Genomic DNA, 18,054 nt, shown 5'->3' with positions numbered 1-18,054 from the left:
TGGACATGCTAGCGTTATGATACGTGTAGAGGATAAAAAGGGGCGATGACAGTGGAAGGCAAAACAGTACGCGAATTAGTGACGGCTATCAAAGATAAGGAAATCTCACCAGTTGAGGTTGCTTCTTATTATTTGGAGCAGACAGAGAGTAAAAACGGCGAGATCAATGCGTTCGTTACCATGAATGATGAGCTGCTTGCGGAGGCGAAAGAGGCAGAAGCGGCAGTGATGCGCGGCGAAGAGACAGGGCTCTTGCATGGTATTCCAGTCGGGATCAAAGATCTTACTCCGGTAAAAGGTATGCGTACCACTTTTGGTTCACCGGCTTATAAGAATCATATTGCTGATAGGGACGCTACGATCGTCAAGCGTCTGCGCCAAGCAGGTGCTCTGATCATGGGCAAGACGAACACGCCTGAATTCGGTCATAAAGGTACGACGGATAATATGGTCTTCGGTGCGACTGTGAATCCTTGGGATCATACCAAGACAGCAGGCGGATCAAGCGGCGGGGCCGCTGCAGCTGTTGCAGCAGGAATGGTGCCGCTGGCAGAGGGAAGCGATGGAGGAGGCTCCATTCGAATTCCGGCCAGCCTTTGCGGTGTATTTGGCTTTAAGCCGACATATGGCCGTATTCCGATGGATAACAATCTAGGTAATGTATTTGGATCAAGTTCTCCGTTCGTCAATCATGGACCGCTCTCCAAACATCCAGATGACAGTGCGCTTTTCCTTGAGGCAGTTCAGGGTCCGTCCACAACAGATCCTTTCAGTCTGCCACTTCTGGATAGTCATATCGGCTCTTCCTATTTGGAGGAACAAGCTCAAGGTTTGCGTATCGCCTATACACCGGATTTCGGCATGTATGCTGTGGATCCAGAAGTGAGGAAAGTCGTCGAAGCAACATTTGATAATTGGCGGTCGCTCGGAATGTCTATTGAGACAGTAGATCTTAACTTTGATATGGATAGACATGAATTCAATGGATTCTTTACAAGTATGTGGTATGCGTCTTCAGCTGCAGGCAGTGCCAAATTGCTTGAAACCAATCCAGAATGGGTGTCAGATTCCTATCGCGATATGATCGAAAAAGGCAAGCCATTGATGGCCTCGGATTATCGTGCATACGAAAGAAATCGCTCGACAGTCTGGAACAGGCTGCAGACGGTACTACAGGATTACGATTTGGTGCTGTCGCCGACACTGGCAGTTCCAGCATTCGACTATCAGTTGTTAGGTCCGTCTGTCATTGATGGGCAGCAAGTAAAGGAAGATGCAGACTGGATGATGACACATGCTTATAATGTGACTGGTCTTCCGGCAGCTTCCCTGCCAGCAGGTCTATCACAAGGGCGCTTGCCGATCGGCATGCAGCTAGCTGCCAACCGATTTCAGGATGCCCGTGTGCTTCGTGCAGCCAAAGCTTATATGGACGCCTATCCACTACGTTAGAAAAGCAGCTTCGGCTGCTTTTTTCCTTTTTGCCCAGAACACCCGGTTGCTTTACAGAAAATTAACCAGAATCAAAACTATCCTCCTATATCAGGAAAGCGGCATTCCCGCTAGTATGTAAATGACGGAGTTCGCCGGTATTTGCCGAACTTACTAATATTTTGGGGGAATCAAGTAGATGGGCAAAAGGATCATATCTGTTTTTGCAATAGTCACACTTATTTGTTCCGGGATTTTGCCGAGCTTTTCTTCGGTACAAGCTGCAGAACGTGCTGCGGCACCAATTCTATCGGAATACGTAGAAGGAAGCTCTTATAATAAAGCGATCGAGCTTTATAATCCGACAAGCGAGCCGATTGACCTAAGTCAATTCGAACTGGCAGGATATTTCAATGGCAATACGGAAGCGACTGCTTCCCTGACATTATCGGGTACATTGGAATCTGGTGCTACATATGTGATCGCCAACCCGCGTGCTGGCGAAGAATTGCTTGCAGCGGCGGATCAGACAAACGGAAGCGTCATTAACTTCAATGGAAATGATGCAGTTGCTCTCCAGCAGGATGGTGCTGTTCTGGATGTGGTTGGTGAAATCGGGAATGATCGGGAAACAGCCAAGGATATCGGCCTTATCCGGTCCACTGAAGTGACCGAAGGCAACACAGTCTTCGTTTCAGAGCAGTGGGAGGTAACGGAAAAGGATACGTTTAACACTATCGGCTCTCACAGGCAAGAGCAGCCTGGTGAGAATCCTGAAGAAGAGCCGGAGGCAGGTACAGTCCAGCCGATAGCCGATGTGAAGAGCAAGACTGGTGAAACGGTAACAGTGGAAGGAATTGCTACAGCAGATAATGCTAGTATCGGCGGTGGGAGGTTATCCACATTCCTTCAAGACGATACAGCTGGTATCAATATCTATCATACGGATACAGCTGCTTTTCCGGATATCAAGGAAGGCGACCTTATCCGCGTTACTGGGAAAATTACGAGTTATAAAGGACTAACTGAAATAGAACCAGCAGAAGATGGCGTCACAATCGTTTCTGTCGGTAATGAGATACCTTTAGCTGAAGAAATGACAATCAGTCAGCTTCAGGATGAAACATCAGCTGAACCGGCTGAAGGAAAGCTTGTCCAGGTGACAGGTTACATCAAGGATATTCCGGAAAGCCCAGCTGGCGGTGGCTACAATGTGCAGTTTATCAATGAAAACTATGAATCTGTTACATTGCGTATCATGGAATCCGCCTTGGATATTTCGACTGTCGAAGAAGGTAAGTGGTATGACGTTACCGCTATCCTGAGCCAATATGACAGCTATCAAATTCTTCCTCGTAGTCAGGAGGATATGCAGGTTGCGGCAGAACAGCCAGAAGCACCTCATACGGAAGGTACGTACAAAGCAATTGTGGAATCTGTCACAGACGGAGACACAATCCGTCTTCAAGACCCTGTTTTAGGCTCGGATCGTGTGCGTTTTGTAAATGCGGATACGCCTGAGACATTCCACTCTGTAAAAAATGAATTGGATCAGAACCAGCTGGATCATGGAAAAGCTGCGTCTGATTATTTGAAGACAAAGCTTTCTGCAGGCGAGGAAATTACCCTGAAAGTGGGTGAAGAGCCGACAGATAACTACGGCCGTTTGCTGGCACAGGTCATCACTGATGAAGGCGAAAATATGAACCTCGAATTGGTGAAAGAAGGACTGGCAGTCACTTATTTCATCGCACCAATAGGGGATACAGACGAATATGACATCTTCCAGCAAGCTGTTGCGGATGCAAAAGAACAGGAAAGAGGTATCTGGAATCCTGATTCGCCGCTGGAGGAACTGCCATTTGAATTCCGGGCCCGCTATGATGGCGGCGGTCTGGATAAATATGTTGGAAACTCGGATACAAAGGAATATGTAGTTCCAACTGAATGGGAATCTATTCCGGTTGATAAGCGTATCTTCTTCTGGACAGAAGAGGATGCCATTGCAGAAGGCTATACTGCAGATGATGGTACAGAGCCTCCAGCTAATGAAGATAACTTGGCGGTGCAGCTGCTTGGTATGAATGATCTGCACGGGAAGATTGATCAGCAATACGAACTTGATACAAACGAAGATGGTACGATGGATGGTACATTCGGCCGTATGGATTATACTGCTGCCGCTATCAAGCAGCGGGAAGCAGAGAATCCAAATAGTTTGTTAGTACATGCCGGAGATATGATCGGCGGCAGCTCACCTGTATCAGCTCTGCTTCAGGATGAGCCGACAATCGAGATTATGGAAGCGATGGGCTTCGATGTCGGTACAATTGGCAACCATGAATTGGACGAAGGAACAGAAGAGCTACTGCGTATCGTGGAAGGCGGGGAGCACCCGAATGGGACTTCAGGCTATGATGGTACGAACTTTGCCACACTTTGTGCGAACTGTGTCTACAAAGACAGTGGTGAGACAATTCTTCCTCCTTACAGCATTCAGGAAGTGGACGGAGAAAAAATAGGCTTTATCGGAGTAAATACGACAGCATCCCTTGGTATGGTCATGCCGGAAGGAATTCAAGACATTACCATTACAGATGAGGTAGAAGCAGTCAACAAAGCAACAGCAGAACTGAAGGAGCAAGGCGTGAAGGCTATTGTAGTTCTGTCTCATATGCCAGCGGAGCAGAGCGGAGATAGTGCTACAGGTGACGCAGCTGACATGGCAAACGCGGTAGATGACGAAGTTGATATCATCTTTGCAGCGCATAACCATGCTGTTGTCAACGCAACTGTAGACAATAAACTTATAGTACAAGCATCTGAATACGGCAAGGCTTTCTCTGATGTGGACCTGGAAATCGACCGTGAAACTGGCGATATCGTATCCAAGCAAGCTGAAATTGTCTGGACAGATCAAGCGGCCTATACACCTGATCCGGCAGTCGGAGCTATACTGTCTAAATACGCAGAAGAAGTGGCGCCAATCATGAACGAAGTTGTAGGTGTCGCAGCTAATACGATGACTGGCGGTTATGCCGTTAAAGGGGAAATAGGTGATAATGCACTTGGCAATTTGCTTGCTGATGGCATGAATCATGCAATGAATAGTGATTTCGCTATGATGAATGGCGGAGGAATCAGGGATGATTTATTGGAAGGTGACATTACTTGGGGTGAGCTTTTCAATATCCAGCCTTTCAATAATACACTCATGACATTTGAAATCGATGGAGCTGATTTGGCACCTATATTGAATGCCCAGATCACTTCCTACGGTCCGGATTACAGTATAAGCGGCTTTACGTATACGTGGGATGGAGAAACAAATCAGGTTGTGGACATCAAGCTTCCTGATGGTTCGCCTATTGACGACGATGAAGTATATACGCTGACAGTGAATAACTTCATGGGAACTTCATTAGGAGATAAATATCGTCCGATAAGCGAGCTGGGACGCAACCCTATAATGGGACCAGAGGACCTGGAGGCTACTGTGGAATATGTACGCAGCTTCGAAATGAAGCCGATAAGCTATGCAGCAGAGGGACGCATTTCAGAGGTGAGCGGAAATACACCGACTGATCCTCCAACAGAACCCGAGGATCCGCCAGTGGATCCGGAAGAACCACCGACCGAACCTGATCAGCCGGATGAAGACGAAACACCAAATCATCCGATTGTGGACATCGTCAAAGATATTATCGGTACTGTGTGGAATTGGGTGAAGAACCTGTTCTGGAGCTGGTAATGCAAAAACACCTTCAAGCAATTATTGCTTGAAGGTGTTTTTTAGCTTTCGGCTGCTGTTTTTTCTTTATTATACCAAATGAACTTTCCGGTGTAACCGTAAATGATTGCAAGTCCGATAGCTACAAAACTCAGCCACATGAAAGGCAGATAGGATAATGTAGAAACGCCAAGAATACCAGCCATGTATATGCCATTGTCTGACCAAGGTACCATACCGGATGTCAATGTACCGCCGACTTCTGTGTTACGGGACAGAACACGACGGTCAAGCTGCTGCCTGTCGTACGTTTTTTCCATCATTTTTGGTGTTAGGATCAAGGCAACATACATGGCACAGCCAAGTACATTACCAAGGAATGCAACTATAAGTGTAGCTACTGTCGTATTGCCTGCTGATACAAGTTTCTTTTCGAAAGTGGAAACGATAACCTGCAGGACGCCAAGCCTCTCCAGTAATCCACCGAAACCAAGACCGAAGATGATGACCATCAGTGTGTCGAGCATACCCATTACGCCGCCTCGGTTGAGGATGCCATCAATGAAGTTCACACCTGTGTCTATTGAGAAGCCATTATAAGCAGTGCCAAGCGCTTCTGCGAAATTCATTCCCTGGAACAGGGATGCCCAAATCGCGCCCAGCAGGGCTCCGGTAACGATTACCGGCAAGGATGGTTTCTTCATGGCCAGTAAAACAAGTACTGCTATCGCTGGGATCAGCATAAGGATGCTGATATCAAAGTTATTTAACAAAGCAGTTTTGAGTGAATCTACCCTTGCTTGGTCTATATCATCGCCAGCATAGAGGAATCCAGCCCCTGTAAAAAGAATAGCCGTGATGACGAACGCTGGTAGTGACAGGAACAGCATAGCTCGAACATGTTCCAATACATCTACCTTGGAGAGAGATGCAGCAAGCACTGTACTATCAGACAAAGGGGAGAGCTTATCCCCGAAATAAGATCCGGACAGTACTGCTCCAGCTACTAGCGGCAGCGGCATACCTAGTCCTTCGCCGATCGCCATCATCGCGATACCAGCTGTACCAGCGGTTCCCCAGGATGTTCCTGTAGCGACGGACATGATGGAACAGATGATCAAGGTTGCAAGCAGGAAGATACTAGGGTGAATGAATTCAAGACCATAGTATATTAATGTCGGTACGACACCACCGGCGATCCATGTACCAATCAATGCTCCAACGGCAACAAGAATCAGGATTGCTTCCAATCCGTTCGATATACCGCCCATAATCGATTTCTGCAAGTCCTGATACCGGTGACCAAGTCGTATGCCAAGTATGATGACAACAAACCATGATATGAAAATTGCCAGCTGAATCGGCAGGTCAAGATAGACTGTGAATGATAATACAAGCGCTAGAAATATTCCTAGTATGATGATTATCTCAGTAATTTTTGGTAATCTTGCTTCTTTCAAAACCAGTCCTCCTAAAAATAATAATGAACCCGCTTACAAATAGAAACGGATAAACATGCGCCCTGTGACCTATTTTTTTAAAGAAATAGGTCGCACGCACATTTTTCTATTATCTATCAAAAAGCTCCTCGCCTGCAATACCCGGTTTTGTCATTTCGTAAGGATTTAAGATAATATCAAGCTCTTCTTCAGTTAAGACATCATATTGGAGGCAAAGTTCACGGATAGATTTACCAGTAAGGATCGCTTCACGTGCAATCCGTGCTGCAACTTCATAGCCTAAATGCGGATTGACTGCCGTTAGCAAGCCAACACTTTTATCTACGTATTCCTTCAATAAAGCTTCATTTGCCTCAATGCCGATCAAACAGTTATCGGTGAAGGAGCGGAAGCCGTTATTCATGATGCTGATGGACTGCAATAGGTTGAACACAAGCACAGGTTCCATGACATTCAATTCCAGCTGTCCAGCTTCGGATGCCAGGCAAATCGTGTTATCATTGCCGATTACTTGGAATGCGATTTGGTTGATCATCTCAGCCATGACTGGATTCACTTTCCCAGGCATGATGGATGATCCTGGCTGACGTGCCGGCAAGTTGATTTCGTTCAGTCCTGCTCTCGGGCCAGAAGCCATCAAGCGTAGGTCATTGGCAATCTTGGACATGTTCATCATACAAACCTTCAGAGAAGCGGAAACCTCGGTATAGGCATCCGTATTCTGTGTTGCATCGACAAGATTTTCAGCAGTTACAAGCGGCAGGCCGCTGTTGGCAGCCAAATGTTCGACAACATGTTCGATATATTTCGGGTTTGCATTCAAACCTGTACCGACCGCTGTTGCTCCCATATTGACCTCGTACAGATGCTGACGGGACTGCTTGATTCGTTTGATATCTCTTTCCAGCACACGGCTATACGCTTCGAATTCCTGTCCTAAACGAATCGGCACTGCATCCTGAAGATGCGTACGCCCCATTTTGATGACAGAATCGAATTGTTTTGCTTTCTTCTTGAATTCCTGCTGCATATATTCCATCGTATCGAGTAATTTCTCAAGCATATTCAATGTCGAAATATGGATGGCTGTCGGAAATACATCATTCGTCGATTGAGACATATTTACATGTGTGTTTGGGCTTAAATGCTGATAATCGCCTTTTTCATGACCGAGGATTTCCAGGGCGCGGTTCGTGATGACTTCATTCGCATTCATATTAATAGAAGTTCCAGCACCGCCTTGGATTGGATCTACGATAAATTGATCATGCCATTGGCCGTTAATGATTTCATCTGATGCTTGAACAATTGCATTGCCGAGTCCTTCATACAAGCGTTTTACATCCATATTGGCAAGAGCAGCTGACTTTTTCACGATACCAAGTGCTTTGATCATTTCTTCATGGATGCGGTAACCCGTTATAGGGAAATTCTCTGACGCACGCAGCGTTTGAATGCCGTAATAGGCATCCTTTATAATTTGTTTTTCTCCCAGAAAGTCTTTCTCAATCCGGTAGTTCTCTTGTAAGTCTGCCATGAACTGAACCTTCCTTTTCACTTATTTAAGAGGGCCATATAGTAATATCTTCAGCGATCGGTGTTTCCATCATGCGTTTCACTTCTTTAAGATCAGTGGATTGGCCTAGTGCCCACATGAGTTTCGGTACGATTGCCTCTGTGTTCATATTGCTTGAACGAATCACCAAATCCTGGTTGATGCGCCGGCCGACTTCGTAGATACTCATGTCTTCGCCTTCTTCCAGGCATTGTGTAGTGATGACGACGATAATGCCTCTTTCCACCAATTCGTTTATCTTTTGGAGAAGGTCGCGTCCCTCGAATGGAATACCGCCGCTGCCATAGCTCTCGATTACTATTCCTTTATACATGCTTCCTAAAGCATCCAATATCTCGGGCTTCAAGCCCGGATACAACCTTAATAAGAGTACATCAGTACAGAGGGAAGTATCAACGGTAAACGGGACTTTTTCGCTTTGAATTTTTTTATTGTATTCGACCTCATCTTCATGGATGAAGGCGATGTACGGGTAATTGATGCTTTCAAATGCATCATAGCTTTTCGTTCGGAGCTTGATTGCCCGTGTTCCTTGTATAACTCGGCCATCAAATACAACATAGACGCCGCCAACTTCTTCACAAGCAAAGCGGATGGCATCCTTGATATTTTTCTTGGCGTCTGTTTTTTGGAACGTAATCGGGATTTGCGATCCGGTGATCACAATCGGTTTGTTTGCGTTTTGCAGCATATAGGATAGAGCTGCTGCCGTATAAGCCATCGTATCGGTTCCGTGCGTGATGACAAAGCCATCGTAAGCATCATAATGTTCTTTGACTGCCTCTGCCATCGTCACCCAATCTTCCGGCTGCATGTTTGTGCTGTCCAGATTCATAAGCGAGATTGTTTCCATTGTATAATCATTATCCATATTGGAAACATAGCTTAATAATTCATTCGCATCTACAGCCGGTGACAGGCCATTTGTTCCTTCGACTGATGCAATGGTGCCGCCGGTGGTAAGTAATAATAGCTTCTTCATTCCCTGCACCTCTTCTATCTATCTCAAAATGTTATTCGCTAATTGCGTACTTTAACCCTAATTATAGAGAAGGTATTAGGGTTAATCAAGATTATATTATTCGTATCGCGTACGAAACGATGCTATAATAATAGGAAGGAAAAATGAGCGGGGGAAGTAGGATGAATCTGGATCGGTTATCTGAATTAAGGAAAAAGAAAAATTGGTCGCTGCAAGATACCGCAGACCGTCTTGGTATAGCCAAGAGCACATATGCAGGCTACGAATCCGGATATCGGCGTCCGTCATTTGAGGCACTGATTATGCTGGCAGACTTATTTGGAACAAGCTGTGACGATTTGCTGGGACGTCATTTTGATAGAAGTCTGGAGCTGACAGAGCGGGGGAATACAGAGCTGTCAGTCGATCAAAGGAAGATGACCGAAAAGGAGATAGGCGGAGCAATAGCTTTTATCCGAGCAACAAGACAAATCGAAGAAGAGCAGGCATTATAAAACGCGTTGCAGAAAGCTGCAACGCGTTTTATTTATGCTAAAGTTTTCTCCATCATACGTTCTGGCTCAACAGGAGCGGTACTTCCGAGAATATTATATGGCAAGCAAAGAGGCACTCCTGAACGCGGGTCGATGATCACATCAGCTTCGATATTGAATACTTCCCGCAGGTTTTCCGCAGTGACGGTTTCAGCGGGTGAACCTTCACAAATGACCTGTCCCTTTTTGATAGCAATCATATGATCTGCATAACGTGTCGCATGATTGAGATCATGTACGACCATGACAATTGTGCGATTTTCTTCACGATTCAGTTTATGCAGCAGCATAAGCACTTCCAGCTGATGCGCCATATCAAGGAATGTCGTCGGCTCATCAAGGAAGAGAGTCTCTGTTTCTTGTGCCAATGCCATTGCAATCCAAGCGCGCTGACGCTGTCCGCCGGAAAGCTGATCGACCGCACGCTGTGCGAAATCTTCCATTGCTGTCACTTCGATTGCCCAAGCTATGACTTCCTTATCATAAGAAGTAAGTGTGCCGAAGCCTTTCTGATGGGGATAGCGGCCATATGCAACAAGCTCAGACACTGTCAAACCCTCGGGTGCAACAGGATTCTGCGGCAGGATGGCAAGCTGCTTCGCGACAGCCTTCGTTGATTGTTTATGGATACTTTTCCCGTCCAATAGTACCGTGCCGTTCTTCGGTTTCATGACACGTGCCATCGTTTTAAGTATAGTGGATTTGCCGGAACCATTCGCTCCGACAAGAGCTGTAATCTTTCCTTTAGGTATTTCTATAGTCAAATCTTTTACGATTGATTTATCTCCATAGGCTACTTCGAGTAATTCCGTCTGTAAACGTCCCATTACTGGTACCCCTTTCCTCTTCTCGTTGCTTTGAGAATGAGATTCGTTATCATTTATATTGTCACAAAATTGGTGTCTGTTCAAGCGTTATCCGAAAAGTTTCATAAAAAAGTAAGATTTTTTCCAAATTACTCGCACATTGACAGTGTATGGAATATTCAGATATGATATTGATAATGATTTTCAATTAAAGAAAAGCACGGAGATGGGAAGAGGAGTGAGACAGATGCAATTGGAGCAGCTGATTAAGGACAGAAGATCCATAACGAATTATGATACGAGTAAAAGGATCTCTTACGAGGAGATACAGAAATTGCTTGATATAGCAGTTTGGGTGCCAAATCATAAGATGACGCAGCCATGGCGTTTCATCCTGATTGATGGCGATACGAAACAAAGGCTTGGGGACATCAATGCGAAGCAAGGGGCGAAAGGTGCTGCAACTGCCGAAGAGAAAGAGAAAAAAGCAGAGGCGCTAAGAAGGAAGATTACCGATGTCCCGCTTTGGATTGCGGTCGTCCTAGAGGAAAATACACAAATGAAATTCCGGGAAGAAGATTATGCTTCTGCCAGTATGCTGATCCAGAATTTCAGTCTGCTTGCTTGGGAAAAAGGCATCGGGACGATCTGGAAGACGAATGCATTGCTTGAGAATGCAGATGCGAGGGAATTACTGCAAATCAGGCCAGGGGAGCGTAATATCGGACTCCTGCAAGTCGGATTTATCGGGAAGGAACCGAAAGCGAAGCCAAGAGTGCCTGCAAGCGAACGTACAACTGTATTGAACTAAAAAACAGCGATTCTGTTCAAAGCAGAATCGCTGTTTTCTTTATACGATCTTTTTACGTAAATAGCCGGAGATTAAATCAATAACGGATACCAATATAATGATACCAAGCAAAATGACACCAACTCGCGGCCAGTTACGGGAAGTCAAAGCGAAGATAAGCGGTGCTCCGATACCACCTGCGCCGATAATACCGAGGATGGAAGCTCCACGGACATTCAGTTCGAAACGATAGAGTGTATAGGAGATGAAACCAGGCAGTACTTGCGGGAATACAGAATAGACAAGTACCTGGATACGATTAGCACCTGTTGCGATCAAGGCTTCACGTGGCCCATGATCGATTGCTTCTACTTCCTCAGCAAATAGTTTACCGAGCATCCCGATGGAGTGCAGACCCAAGGCAAGTACACCGGCAAATGATCCAGGGCCGACTGCTTTAATGAAGATAATCGCCAGGACAACCTCTGGGAATACACGGATGAAGCTAAGTACGAATCGGCCCAGGCCAGTAACGAAGAAGCCGGATTTATCACGGCGGCTCGCGGCCCAGAAACCGAATGGTATCGTAAGAATAGCAGAAATGAACGTACCAAGGATGGAGATGGCAAGTGTATCGATCAATCCGAAGATAAGGCCTTCCTCTTCATTGACGAATGCCCAGTCCGGATGGATGATACCATCGAAAATCGCCTTGGAAATCTGACCGGCAGTTTCCTTGATTTCAAATTCTTCTATCCCAGAAAAAGCCCAAACATAGATGGCAGCCAGGATAACTAGGATCAACACACGGTTGAAGACCTTTTTACCGCGGCCTTTCGGTTTATCGACAGTATGTGTAGGTAATTGGCTCATAGTAATTTCTCCCGTAGTTTGTTACTCACATAATCGATGATCAACACAACGGCAAGTGTCGCAATGATCAAGGTATTGACACGTGGATAATTCAAGAAACCAAGGTTGCTGTCGTAGTAAAGACCGATACCACCAGCTCCTACAAGGCCAAGGATGGCAGCGGCACGGATATTCACTTCGAATGTATACAGCACATACGAAACGAAATAGGCAGCAGCCTGCGGAATGATAGCGAAAGTGATCCACTGGACTTTATTCGCACCAACCGCTGTCATGGCTTCCATAGGTCCCTTGTCGATTCCTTCGACAGATTCATATGTCAATTTTGCGATAATCCCCACGGAGAAGATTGTCAGAGCAAAGATACCAGGAATCATGCCTAAACCAAAAATTGCTACGAAGATTGCGGCTAGCAATAGTTCTGGAACTGTTCTAATCAAGTTCAGTACAAATCGCGCCGGATAAGAGATCCAAGGTATCCGGTTTACGTTGTTAGCACATAGCAGAATTACTGGTACGGAGATGATAGCTCCGAATGTCGTCCCGATGACAGCCATGCGGATCGTCTCGAGCATCGGTTCGATGATGTTTTCAAAATAAGCCCAGTCTGGCGGGAACATATCGATGATAAGGCTGGCCATTTGATCACGGTTCGTAATCAAATCCATGAAGCTTGAGCCAGTTTGAATATAACTTAAGGCAAGCAGGGCAAGTACGATTGCCGCTGTCAGATAATGCTTAATTCTGGTAGGCGGTTTCGGAATCGTCTTCTTCGGAGGCTGACTCATTCGGTACCCGCTCCAATTGGCCCTCGCTGCTGTTCTTTTTCCAGCTGCTGTCCGTAAATTTCCTGGAATTTCTCATCTGTCGCTTCTTCTACTGGTCCGTCGAACACGACCTCTCCTGCATTCAAACCGATAATGCGTGTTGCATATTGACGTGCAATATCAATGAAGTGAAGGTTGACAACAGTCGTGATGCCAAGCTCTTGGTTGATCTTTTTCAAATCATCCATTACTTGTTTTGTTGTCAGCGGATCAAGGGAGGCCACTGGTTCATCAGCAAGGATGATTTTAGCTTCCTGTGCCAAAGCTCTGGCAATCGATACACGCTGCTGCTGTCCGCCAGAAAGCTGATCCGAGCGCGTGTACGCTTTATCGATGATATTTACACGATCCAGAGCGTTAAGGGCCAAGTTGACATCTTCTTTTGGGAATAAGCCGAAAACAGTTCTTAAAGTAGAATGGTAAGCGACACGGCCAGAAAGTACGTTCCGCAGAACAGTAGAACGTTTAACGAGATTGAAGTTTTGGAAAATCATGCCGATATCACGGCGGATATGACGCAAGTTCTTTCCTTTTGCAGCTGTAATGGATTCATTATCGATCATGATTTCGCCTTCGGAAATTTCATGCAATCTATTAATCGAGCGTAGCAATGTAGACTTACCGGCACCGGAAAGACCAACAATGACAATAAACTCGCCTTTTTCGATAGTCAAGTTGATGTTTTTCAAACCTTTGACGCCATTCGGATATGTTTTCGAAACGTTGCGAAATTCTATCACTTTCTATACCAACCTTTTTATGTAGTTTAATAGTAAAGCAGAAAAAATACGGTTAAGAAAAGATATACATACAGACAAAAGCCCAGCCAGTCTAAGGAAATCTCAGGCTGGCTGGATTGAAAGCTTGATTATTCAATTATTCTTGTGCGAATTTTTCGGAATACTCGCGAACAACTTCGAATTTACTGTCATCGGATTTTACGTAACCTTCATGTGTGTAAACATCGCGGATGATTTCCAAACCTTCCGGATCTTTACCGATGTTGATGAAGGCATCCGTGATTTTTTCTTTCCACTCGTCATTGATTTCAGGAGTGACTGCGATCGTATCATTCGGGATCTTTTCAGTAGTAGCAATTACTTTTGTATCCTCGAATACAGTTGGGTAGTCAGCTTTAACGACGTTACGTGCATCCTGGAATGTTACAGCAGCATCTGTGTCGCCATTCAATACGCTGATGATACCAGCATCATGACCTTTTACAGTCGTTGGAGTCAAGTCGGACTGAATGTCCAAACCAGCAGCATCAAGTGCACCGGCAGGCCATACATAACCTGCAGAGGATGTTACATCCTGAACAGCAATCGTCTTGTCTTTCAAATCTTCAAGAGAATCAATACCAGAATCGCTCTTCACGACGAATTGTGCTAAGTAGAAATCTACTAATTCGTCAGTTGGCGAACCGTCTTCTGGATTGACACCGTAACGCTGGGACTGGAGGATAACATCTGCAGCACCTTTGTCATGTGCCAATACATATGCTGTAGGCGGTAGGAAACCGACATCTACTTGGCCGGAAGCCATTGCCTCAATGATAGTGTTGTAGTTAGTAGATACACTTACTTCAACAGGAATGTCCAGTTCTTCTTCGAGAAGATCTGCAAGCGGCTCTGCTTTTGCCTCAAGTGTTTCTGCATTCTGAGAAGGAACGAACTGCACACGCAATTCTTTCAAATCTCCGTTGCTGCCGCCATCTGCACTGGAATCGTCAGATCCGCACGCACTTAGCAACCCTGCTGCAAGAAATAGAGTCGCGCCAACACCTGCAATTTTCTTAAACATGATATACCCCCAAAAATTGTTTAATTTGCACTGCATGAACAACTATATCACGACTTGTTCCAGTTTATGTTAACTTACTGTAATAAGAATGTAAAGATAGTTTTGGCATGTTATGATAGATAATAGCAAAAACTGTTTTAATTCTGAAAAATAGGTCGGAGGAATCAAAAGTATGTCTGAAAAAGTGACAAATATCACCATGCTCGTTACTAGTGATGTGCATGGAAATATCTTTCCTACTACATACCGGGATCACGAACCAGCTCCTCAGGGACTGGCACGGGTAGCTACCTTGATTAAAAGAATAAGAGAAGAAAAGAAGCATGTTCTGCTGCTGGATAATGGGGATATGATACAAGGGACACCGCTGACGTATCATCATGCAAAATACCAAGCAGATAAGGATAACCCCTTGATCAGATGCATGAACGAGCTCAAATATGATGCTGCGGTAATAGGAAATCATGAATTCAACTATGGCATGCCGTATCTGCAGTCAGCAATCCAGCTTGCAGAGTTTCCTTACCTTTGTGGCAATATACTTGATGAGACGAAAAAGGAACCTGTCTTTGGCAGACCATATGAAATCAAGCAGATTGATGGCGTGAAACTGGCGGTCATTGGTGTCACCACTCATTTCATTCCTAACTGGGAAGATCCGAACCACATTGAGGGGCTTACGTTCGAGCATGTCCTGGAATCGACGAGAAGATGGGTGAAGGAAGTTCGGGAAAAAGAACAGCCTGATGTCCTTATCGTTGCTTATCATGGCGGGTTCGAACGTGATCTGGAAACCGGAGAACCAACAGAATCACTTACTGGCGAAAATGTAGGCTATGAAATTTGCCATTCAATAGAAGGAATTGATATTCTGGTCACCGGTCACCAGCATCGATCACTTGCTGAAAAGGTGAATAATGTGACCGTTGTGCAGCCTGGATCCAATGGTGCATTCCTAGGAGAAGTCTCGATTGCTGTCGAGCATCTGTATAATAGTAGAAAACGTGTCACATCAGAGACGAAATTACATACGATCACGAATGAAATTCAGCCTGATGAAACGATTCTGAGACTAGTTTCTTCCTATGAAGAGGAAACACAGAAATGGCTGGACCAGCCGATCGGGAAAATAAATGGAGATATGATCATCCATGATGCCTTTGAAACGAGGGTGAAGGAGACACCATTTATTGAGTTCATCAATAAAGTTCAGATGGATGCAGCAAATGTTGCCATCTCCAGTACAGCATTGTTTCATAATGCTTCGCCTGGTTTTCCGCAGAATATTACGATGCGCGATATCGTCTCCAATTATATCTATCCAAACACGTTAAAGGTGATTGAGATTTCTGGAGCAGATATGAAGCATGCACTCGAACTCTCTGCTACTTACTTCAATTTGGATCAAGAGGGTGAGCTTGAGGTGAGCCGCTCCTTCCTGGAACCTAAGCCGCAGCACTACAATTATGACATGTGGGAAGGAATAGACTATACATTGGATATCAGCCGTGAAATTGGAGACCGTGTACAGGAATTGACCATCAAGGGCACACCTGTCATTGCAGATGAGATGTATGAGGTAGTAATGAATAATTACCGGGCAGCTGGCGGTGGAGATTACGTCATGTTCAAAGGAAAGCATGTTGTCAGGGAGATCACAACAGATATGACGGAACTAATTGCAGATTACATCAGCAAGCGAAATGTAATCGAAGCAACTTGCAATCATAATTGGGTAGTGAAGAAGTAGAAAACAGGAGCTCCCGCTCCTGTTTTCTACTGTAATTGGAATAAAAAAGGGAAATCAAGGATTGATTTTGTAACATTTGTCCCAATAAAGCCGGAAAAACGACAAAAACCGAATGAAAAAAAGCGAGTGCAAACAAAGTCAACAAGAAATTTAATTTTGTCATTTTACAATTAATGGAATAAAGAGAGGCCTTTTATTACAAAAAAGCCCCTAAAAGCTTGGTTATCGAATGTTTTATTACAGAAAGATTACAGTGTAACAATAGTATTGCTGGAGGCCTAGCCTGTAATATAACCTTAAACTTCCTGTAACCCACCTGGCTAAGCCCATGTGATACCATAAGTTCTGTTAGAAATTTAAGGAGGTAAACGACGTATGAAAAAAACAGTCGTATCTTTAGCTACAGGACTAGTAATTGCGGGGGCATTCAGTACAACAGCATCAGCTGCTGAATATAATGTTCAAACAGGGGACTCTCTTTGGAAAATCGCAGACAAATACGAAGTGAGTGTAGATCAGCTTAAAGAGCTTAACCAACTTGATTCTGACCTAATCTTTCCTAATCAAAAATTAACTATAGATAAAGAAACAAACCAAACAGACTCATACACAGTACAAAAAGGCGATTCTCTTTCTAAGATCGCAGGGAAGTTCAATATATCGGTAGGCGAGTTGAAATCTTGGAACAGCCTTAATTCCGATTTGATTGTAATAGGTCAGCAACTAGCTGTAACTGGCGGGGCTGTAACTGAAACAGCACCAGTGAAGCAGGAAGCTGCTAAGACAGAAGCTCCTAAACAGGAAGCTCCTAAACAAGAAGAAAAGCAAGAAGCACCTGCACAAACAGAACAAAAAGCAGAACCTGCTAAACAAGAAGCAGCTCCTGCCCAAGAAGAAAAAGCAGCTACAAGTACTAGCCAAGAAGCAACGAAAGAATTGACAGTATCCGCAACTGCATATACTGGCCAATGTGAAGGTTGCTCTGGTGTAACAGCAACTGGTATCGATTTGAACGCTAATCCTAATGCGAAAGTTATTGCAGTAGACCCTAGTGTCATTCCTTTGGGATCCAAAGTATGGGTTGAAGGCTATGGTGAAGCAATTGCAGGCGATACTGGCGGTGCAATCAAAGGTAATAAGATCGATGTACACGTACCTGATCAAGGAACTGCTTTGAACTGGGGACGTAAAACTGTAACAGTAAAAGTACTAGACTAATACAAATAGCGTAACAGGTGGAGCAAATGGCGGTTTGCTCTGCCTGTTTTTATTTATATTATAGTTTACCCGCATGTGTGCAGGATAAACGCATCACTATTTTAAATTTACAGAAGATTTACTTGTCTCGTTAATGCTTTGGATATTTCCTTCCCCTCGAAAAAGACCGATTATGCTGAAACTGATGATCAGCAGGACAAAAATGCCGATCAGCCACTTTTGCATATAATTTCCCCCTTTTTATGTGTATACTAGTATCTTACAAACTTTTCGCG

15 protein-coding genes are annotated in these 18,054 nt (G+C 44.8%); 6 read left to right on the top strand and 9 right to left on the bottom strand.

Features of this window, described 5'->3' with window-relative positions; translation table 11 throughout:
• Positions 1-51: 51 nt before the first annotated feature.
• The gene (locus CHH91_RS01040; protein WP_176465620.1) at positions 52-1,452 is read left to right on the top strand and encodes an amidase; all 1,401 of its coding nucleotides are present in this window, start codon (positions 52-54) and stop codon (positions 1,450-1,452) included.
• 178 nt (positions 1,453-1,630) lie between these two features.
• A complete protein-coding gene (locus tag CHH91_RS01035) occupies positions 1,631-5,182 on the top strand; it encodes a 5'-nucleotidase C-terminal domain-containing protein (RefSeq protein WP_095221115.1) in 3,552 nt (1,183 codons plus the stop codon).
• A gap of 41 nt (positions 5,183-5,223) precedes the next feature.
• Here CHH91_RS01035 and nhaC read toward each other — a convergent pair whose 3' ends face one another.
• The 3 genes from nhaC to CHH91_RS01020 form a co-directional block, all read right to left on the bottom strand.
• Positions 5,224-6,621 (bottom strand): Na+/H+ antiporter NhaC, encoded by a 1,398-nt coding sequence (gene nhaC / locus CHH91_RS01030; protein WP_095221113.1) that lies wholly within the window; start codon positions 6,619-6,621, stop codon positions 5,224-5,226.
• A gap of 109 nt (positions 6,622-6,730) precedes the next feature.
• Positions 6,731-8,158, bottom strand: a complete 1,428-nt coding sequence (gene aspA, locus CHH91_RS01025) for an aspartate ammonia-lyase (RefSeq protein WP_095221111.1) — start codon at positions 8,156-8,158, stop codon at positions 6,731-6,733.
• Between the two features lie 25 nt (positions 8,159-8,183).
• Positions 8,184-9,179, bottom strand: coding sequence for an asparaginase (locus tag CHH91_RS01020; protein ID WP_095221110.1), 996 nt, complete (start codon positions 9,177-9,179; stop codon positions 8,184-8,186).
• A gap of 161 nt (positions 9,180-9,340) precedes the next feature.
• Here CHH91_RS01020 and CHH91_RS01015 point away from each other — a divergent pair, with 161 nt between their 5' ends.
• Positions 9,341-9,673 (top strand): helix-turn-helix domain-containing protein, encoded by a 333-nt coding sequence (locus CHH91_RS01015; RefSeq protein WP_095221109.1) that lies wholly within the window; start codon positions 9,341-9,343, stop codon positions 9,671-9,673.
• A 32-nt stretch (positions 9,674-9,705) separates the two neighbouring features.
• On the opposite strand, the gene CHH91_RS01010 is transcribed toward CHH91_RS01015, so the two are convergent.
• Positions 9,706-10,539: an ABC transporter ATP-binding protein gene (locus tag CHH91_RS01010; protein ID WP_095221107.1), complete on the bottom strand. Its 834-nt coding sequence runs from the start codon at positions 10,537-10,539 to the stop codon at positions 9,706-9,708.
• A 226-nt stretch (positions 10,540-10,765) separates the two neighbouring features.
• On the opposite strand from CHH91_RS01010, the gene CHH91_RS01005 reads away from it, so the two are divergent.
• Entirely contained in the window at positions 10,766-11,329 is a 564-nt protein-coding gene (locus CHH91_RS01005; protein WP_176465619.1) for a nitroreductase family protein, read from the top strand.
• 39 nt (positions 11,330-11,368) lie between these two features.
• Here the strand turns inward: CHH91_RS01005 and phnE (CHH91_RS01000) are convergent, their stop codons facing one another.
• The 4 genes from phnE (CHH91_RS01000) to CHH91_RS00985 all read right to left on the bottom strand — a co-directional run bounded on the left by phnE (CHH91_RS01000) (position 11,369) and on the right by CHH91_RS00985 (position 14,811).
• Positions 11,369-12,181 (bottom strand): phosphonate ABC transporter, permease protein PhnE, encoded by an 813-nt coding sequence (gene phnE, locus CHH91_RS01000; RefSeq protein ID WP_095221103.1) that lies wholly within the window; start codon positions 12,179-12,181, stop codon positions 11,369-11,371.
• The gene (gene phnE / locus CHH91_RS00995) at positions 12,178-12,969 is read right to left on the bottom strand and encodes a phosphonate ABC transporter, permease protein PhnE (protein ID WP_095221101.1); all 792 of its coding nucleotides are present in this window, start codon (positions 12,967-12,969) and stop codon (positions 12,178-12,180) included. The genes phnE (CHH91_RS01000) and phnE (CHH91_RS00995) overlap by 4 nt, the downstream gene beginning before the upstream one ends.
• Positions 12,966-13,748 (bottom strand): phosphonate ABC transporter ATP-binding protein, encoded by a 783-nt coding sequence (gene phnC / locus CHH91_RS00990; RefSeq protein WP_095221099.1) that lies wholly within the window; start codon positions 13,746-13,748, stop codon positions 12,966-12,968. Before phnC ends, phnE (CHH91_RS00995) begins: the two co-directional genes overlap by 4 nt.
• Before the next feature lie 136 nt (positions 13,749-13,884).
• Positions 13,885-14,811 (bottom strand): phosphate/phosphite/phosphonate ABC transporter substrate-binding protein, encoded by a 927-nt coding sequence (locus CHH91_RS00985; protein ID WP_095221097.1) that lies wholly within the window; start codon positions 14,809-14,811, stop codon positions 13,885-13,887.
• A gap of 172 nt (positions 14,812-14,983) precedes the next feature.
• Between CHH91_RS00985 and CHH91_RS00980 the strand changes: the two genes are divergently transcribed.
• Both CHH91_RS00980 and CHH91_RS00975 read left to right on the top strand, forming a co-directional pair.
• A complete protein-coding gene (locus tag CHH91_RS00980; RefSeq protein ID WP_095221095.1) occupies positions 14,984-16,561 on the top strand; it encodes a bifunctional metallophosphatase/5'-nucleotidase in 1,578 nt (525 codons plus the stop codon).
• 375 nt (positions 16,562-16,936) lie between these two features.
• The gene (locus tag CHH91_RS00975; RefSeq protein ID WP_095221094.1) at positions 16,937-17,779 is read left to right on the top strand and encodes a 3D domain-containing protein; all 843 of its coding nucleotides are present in this window, start codon (positions 16,937-16,939) and stop codon (positions 17,777-17,779) included.
• Between the two features lie 96 nt (positions 17,780-17,875).
• Here CHH91_RS00975 and CHH91_RS21135 read toward each other — a convergent pair whose 3' ends face one another.
• Positions 17,876-18,004, bottom strand: coding sequence for a hypothetical protein (locus tag CHH91_RS21135; protein ID WP_255220708.1), 129 nt, complete (start codon positions 18,002-18,004; stop codon positions 17,876-17,878).
• Between the last annotated feature and the right edge of the window lie 50 nt (positions 18,005-18,054).

The organism is Virgibacillus sp. 7505 (assembly GCF_002272135.1).
In the GTDB taxonomy this organism is placed as follows: Bacteria; Bacillota; Bacilli; order Bacillales; family Amphibacillaceae; genus Terribacillus.
Note: the sequence above shows the minus strand (reverse complement) of the source record. Positions and strands in the feature narration are given on the sequence as shown.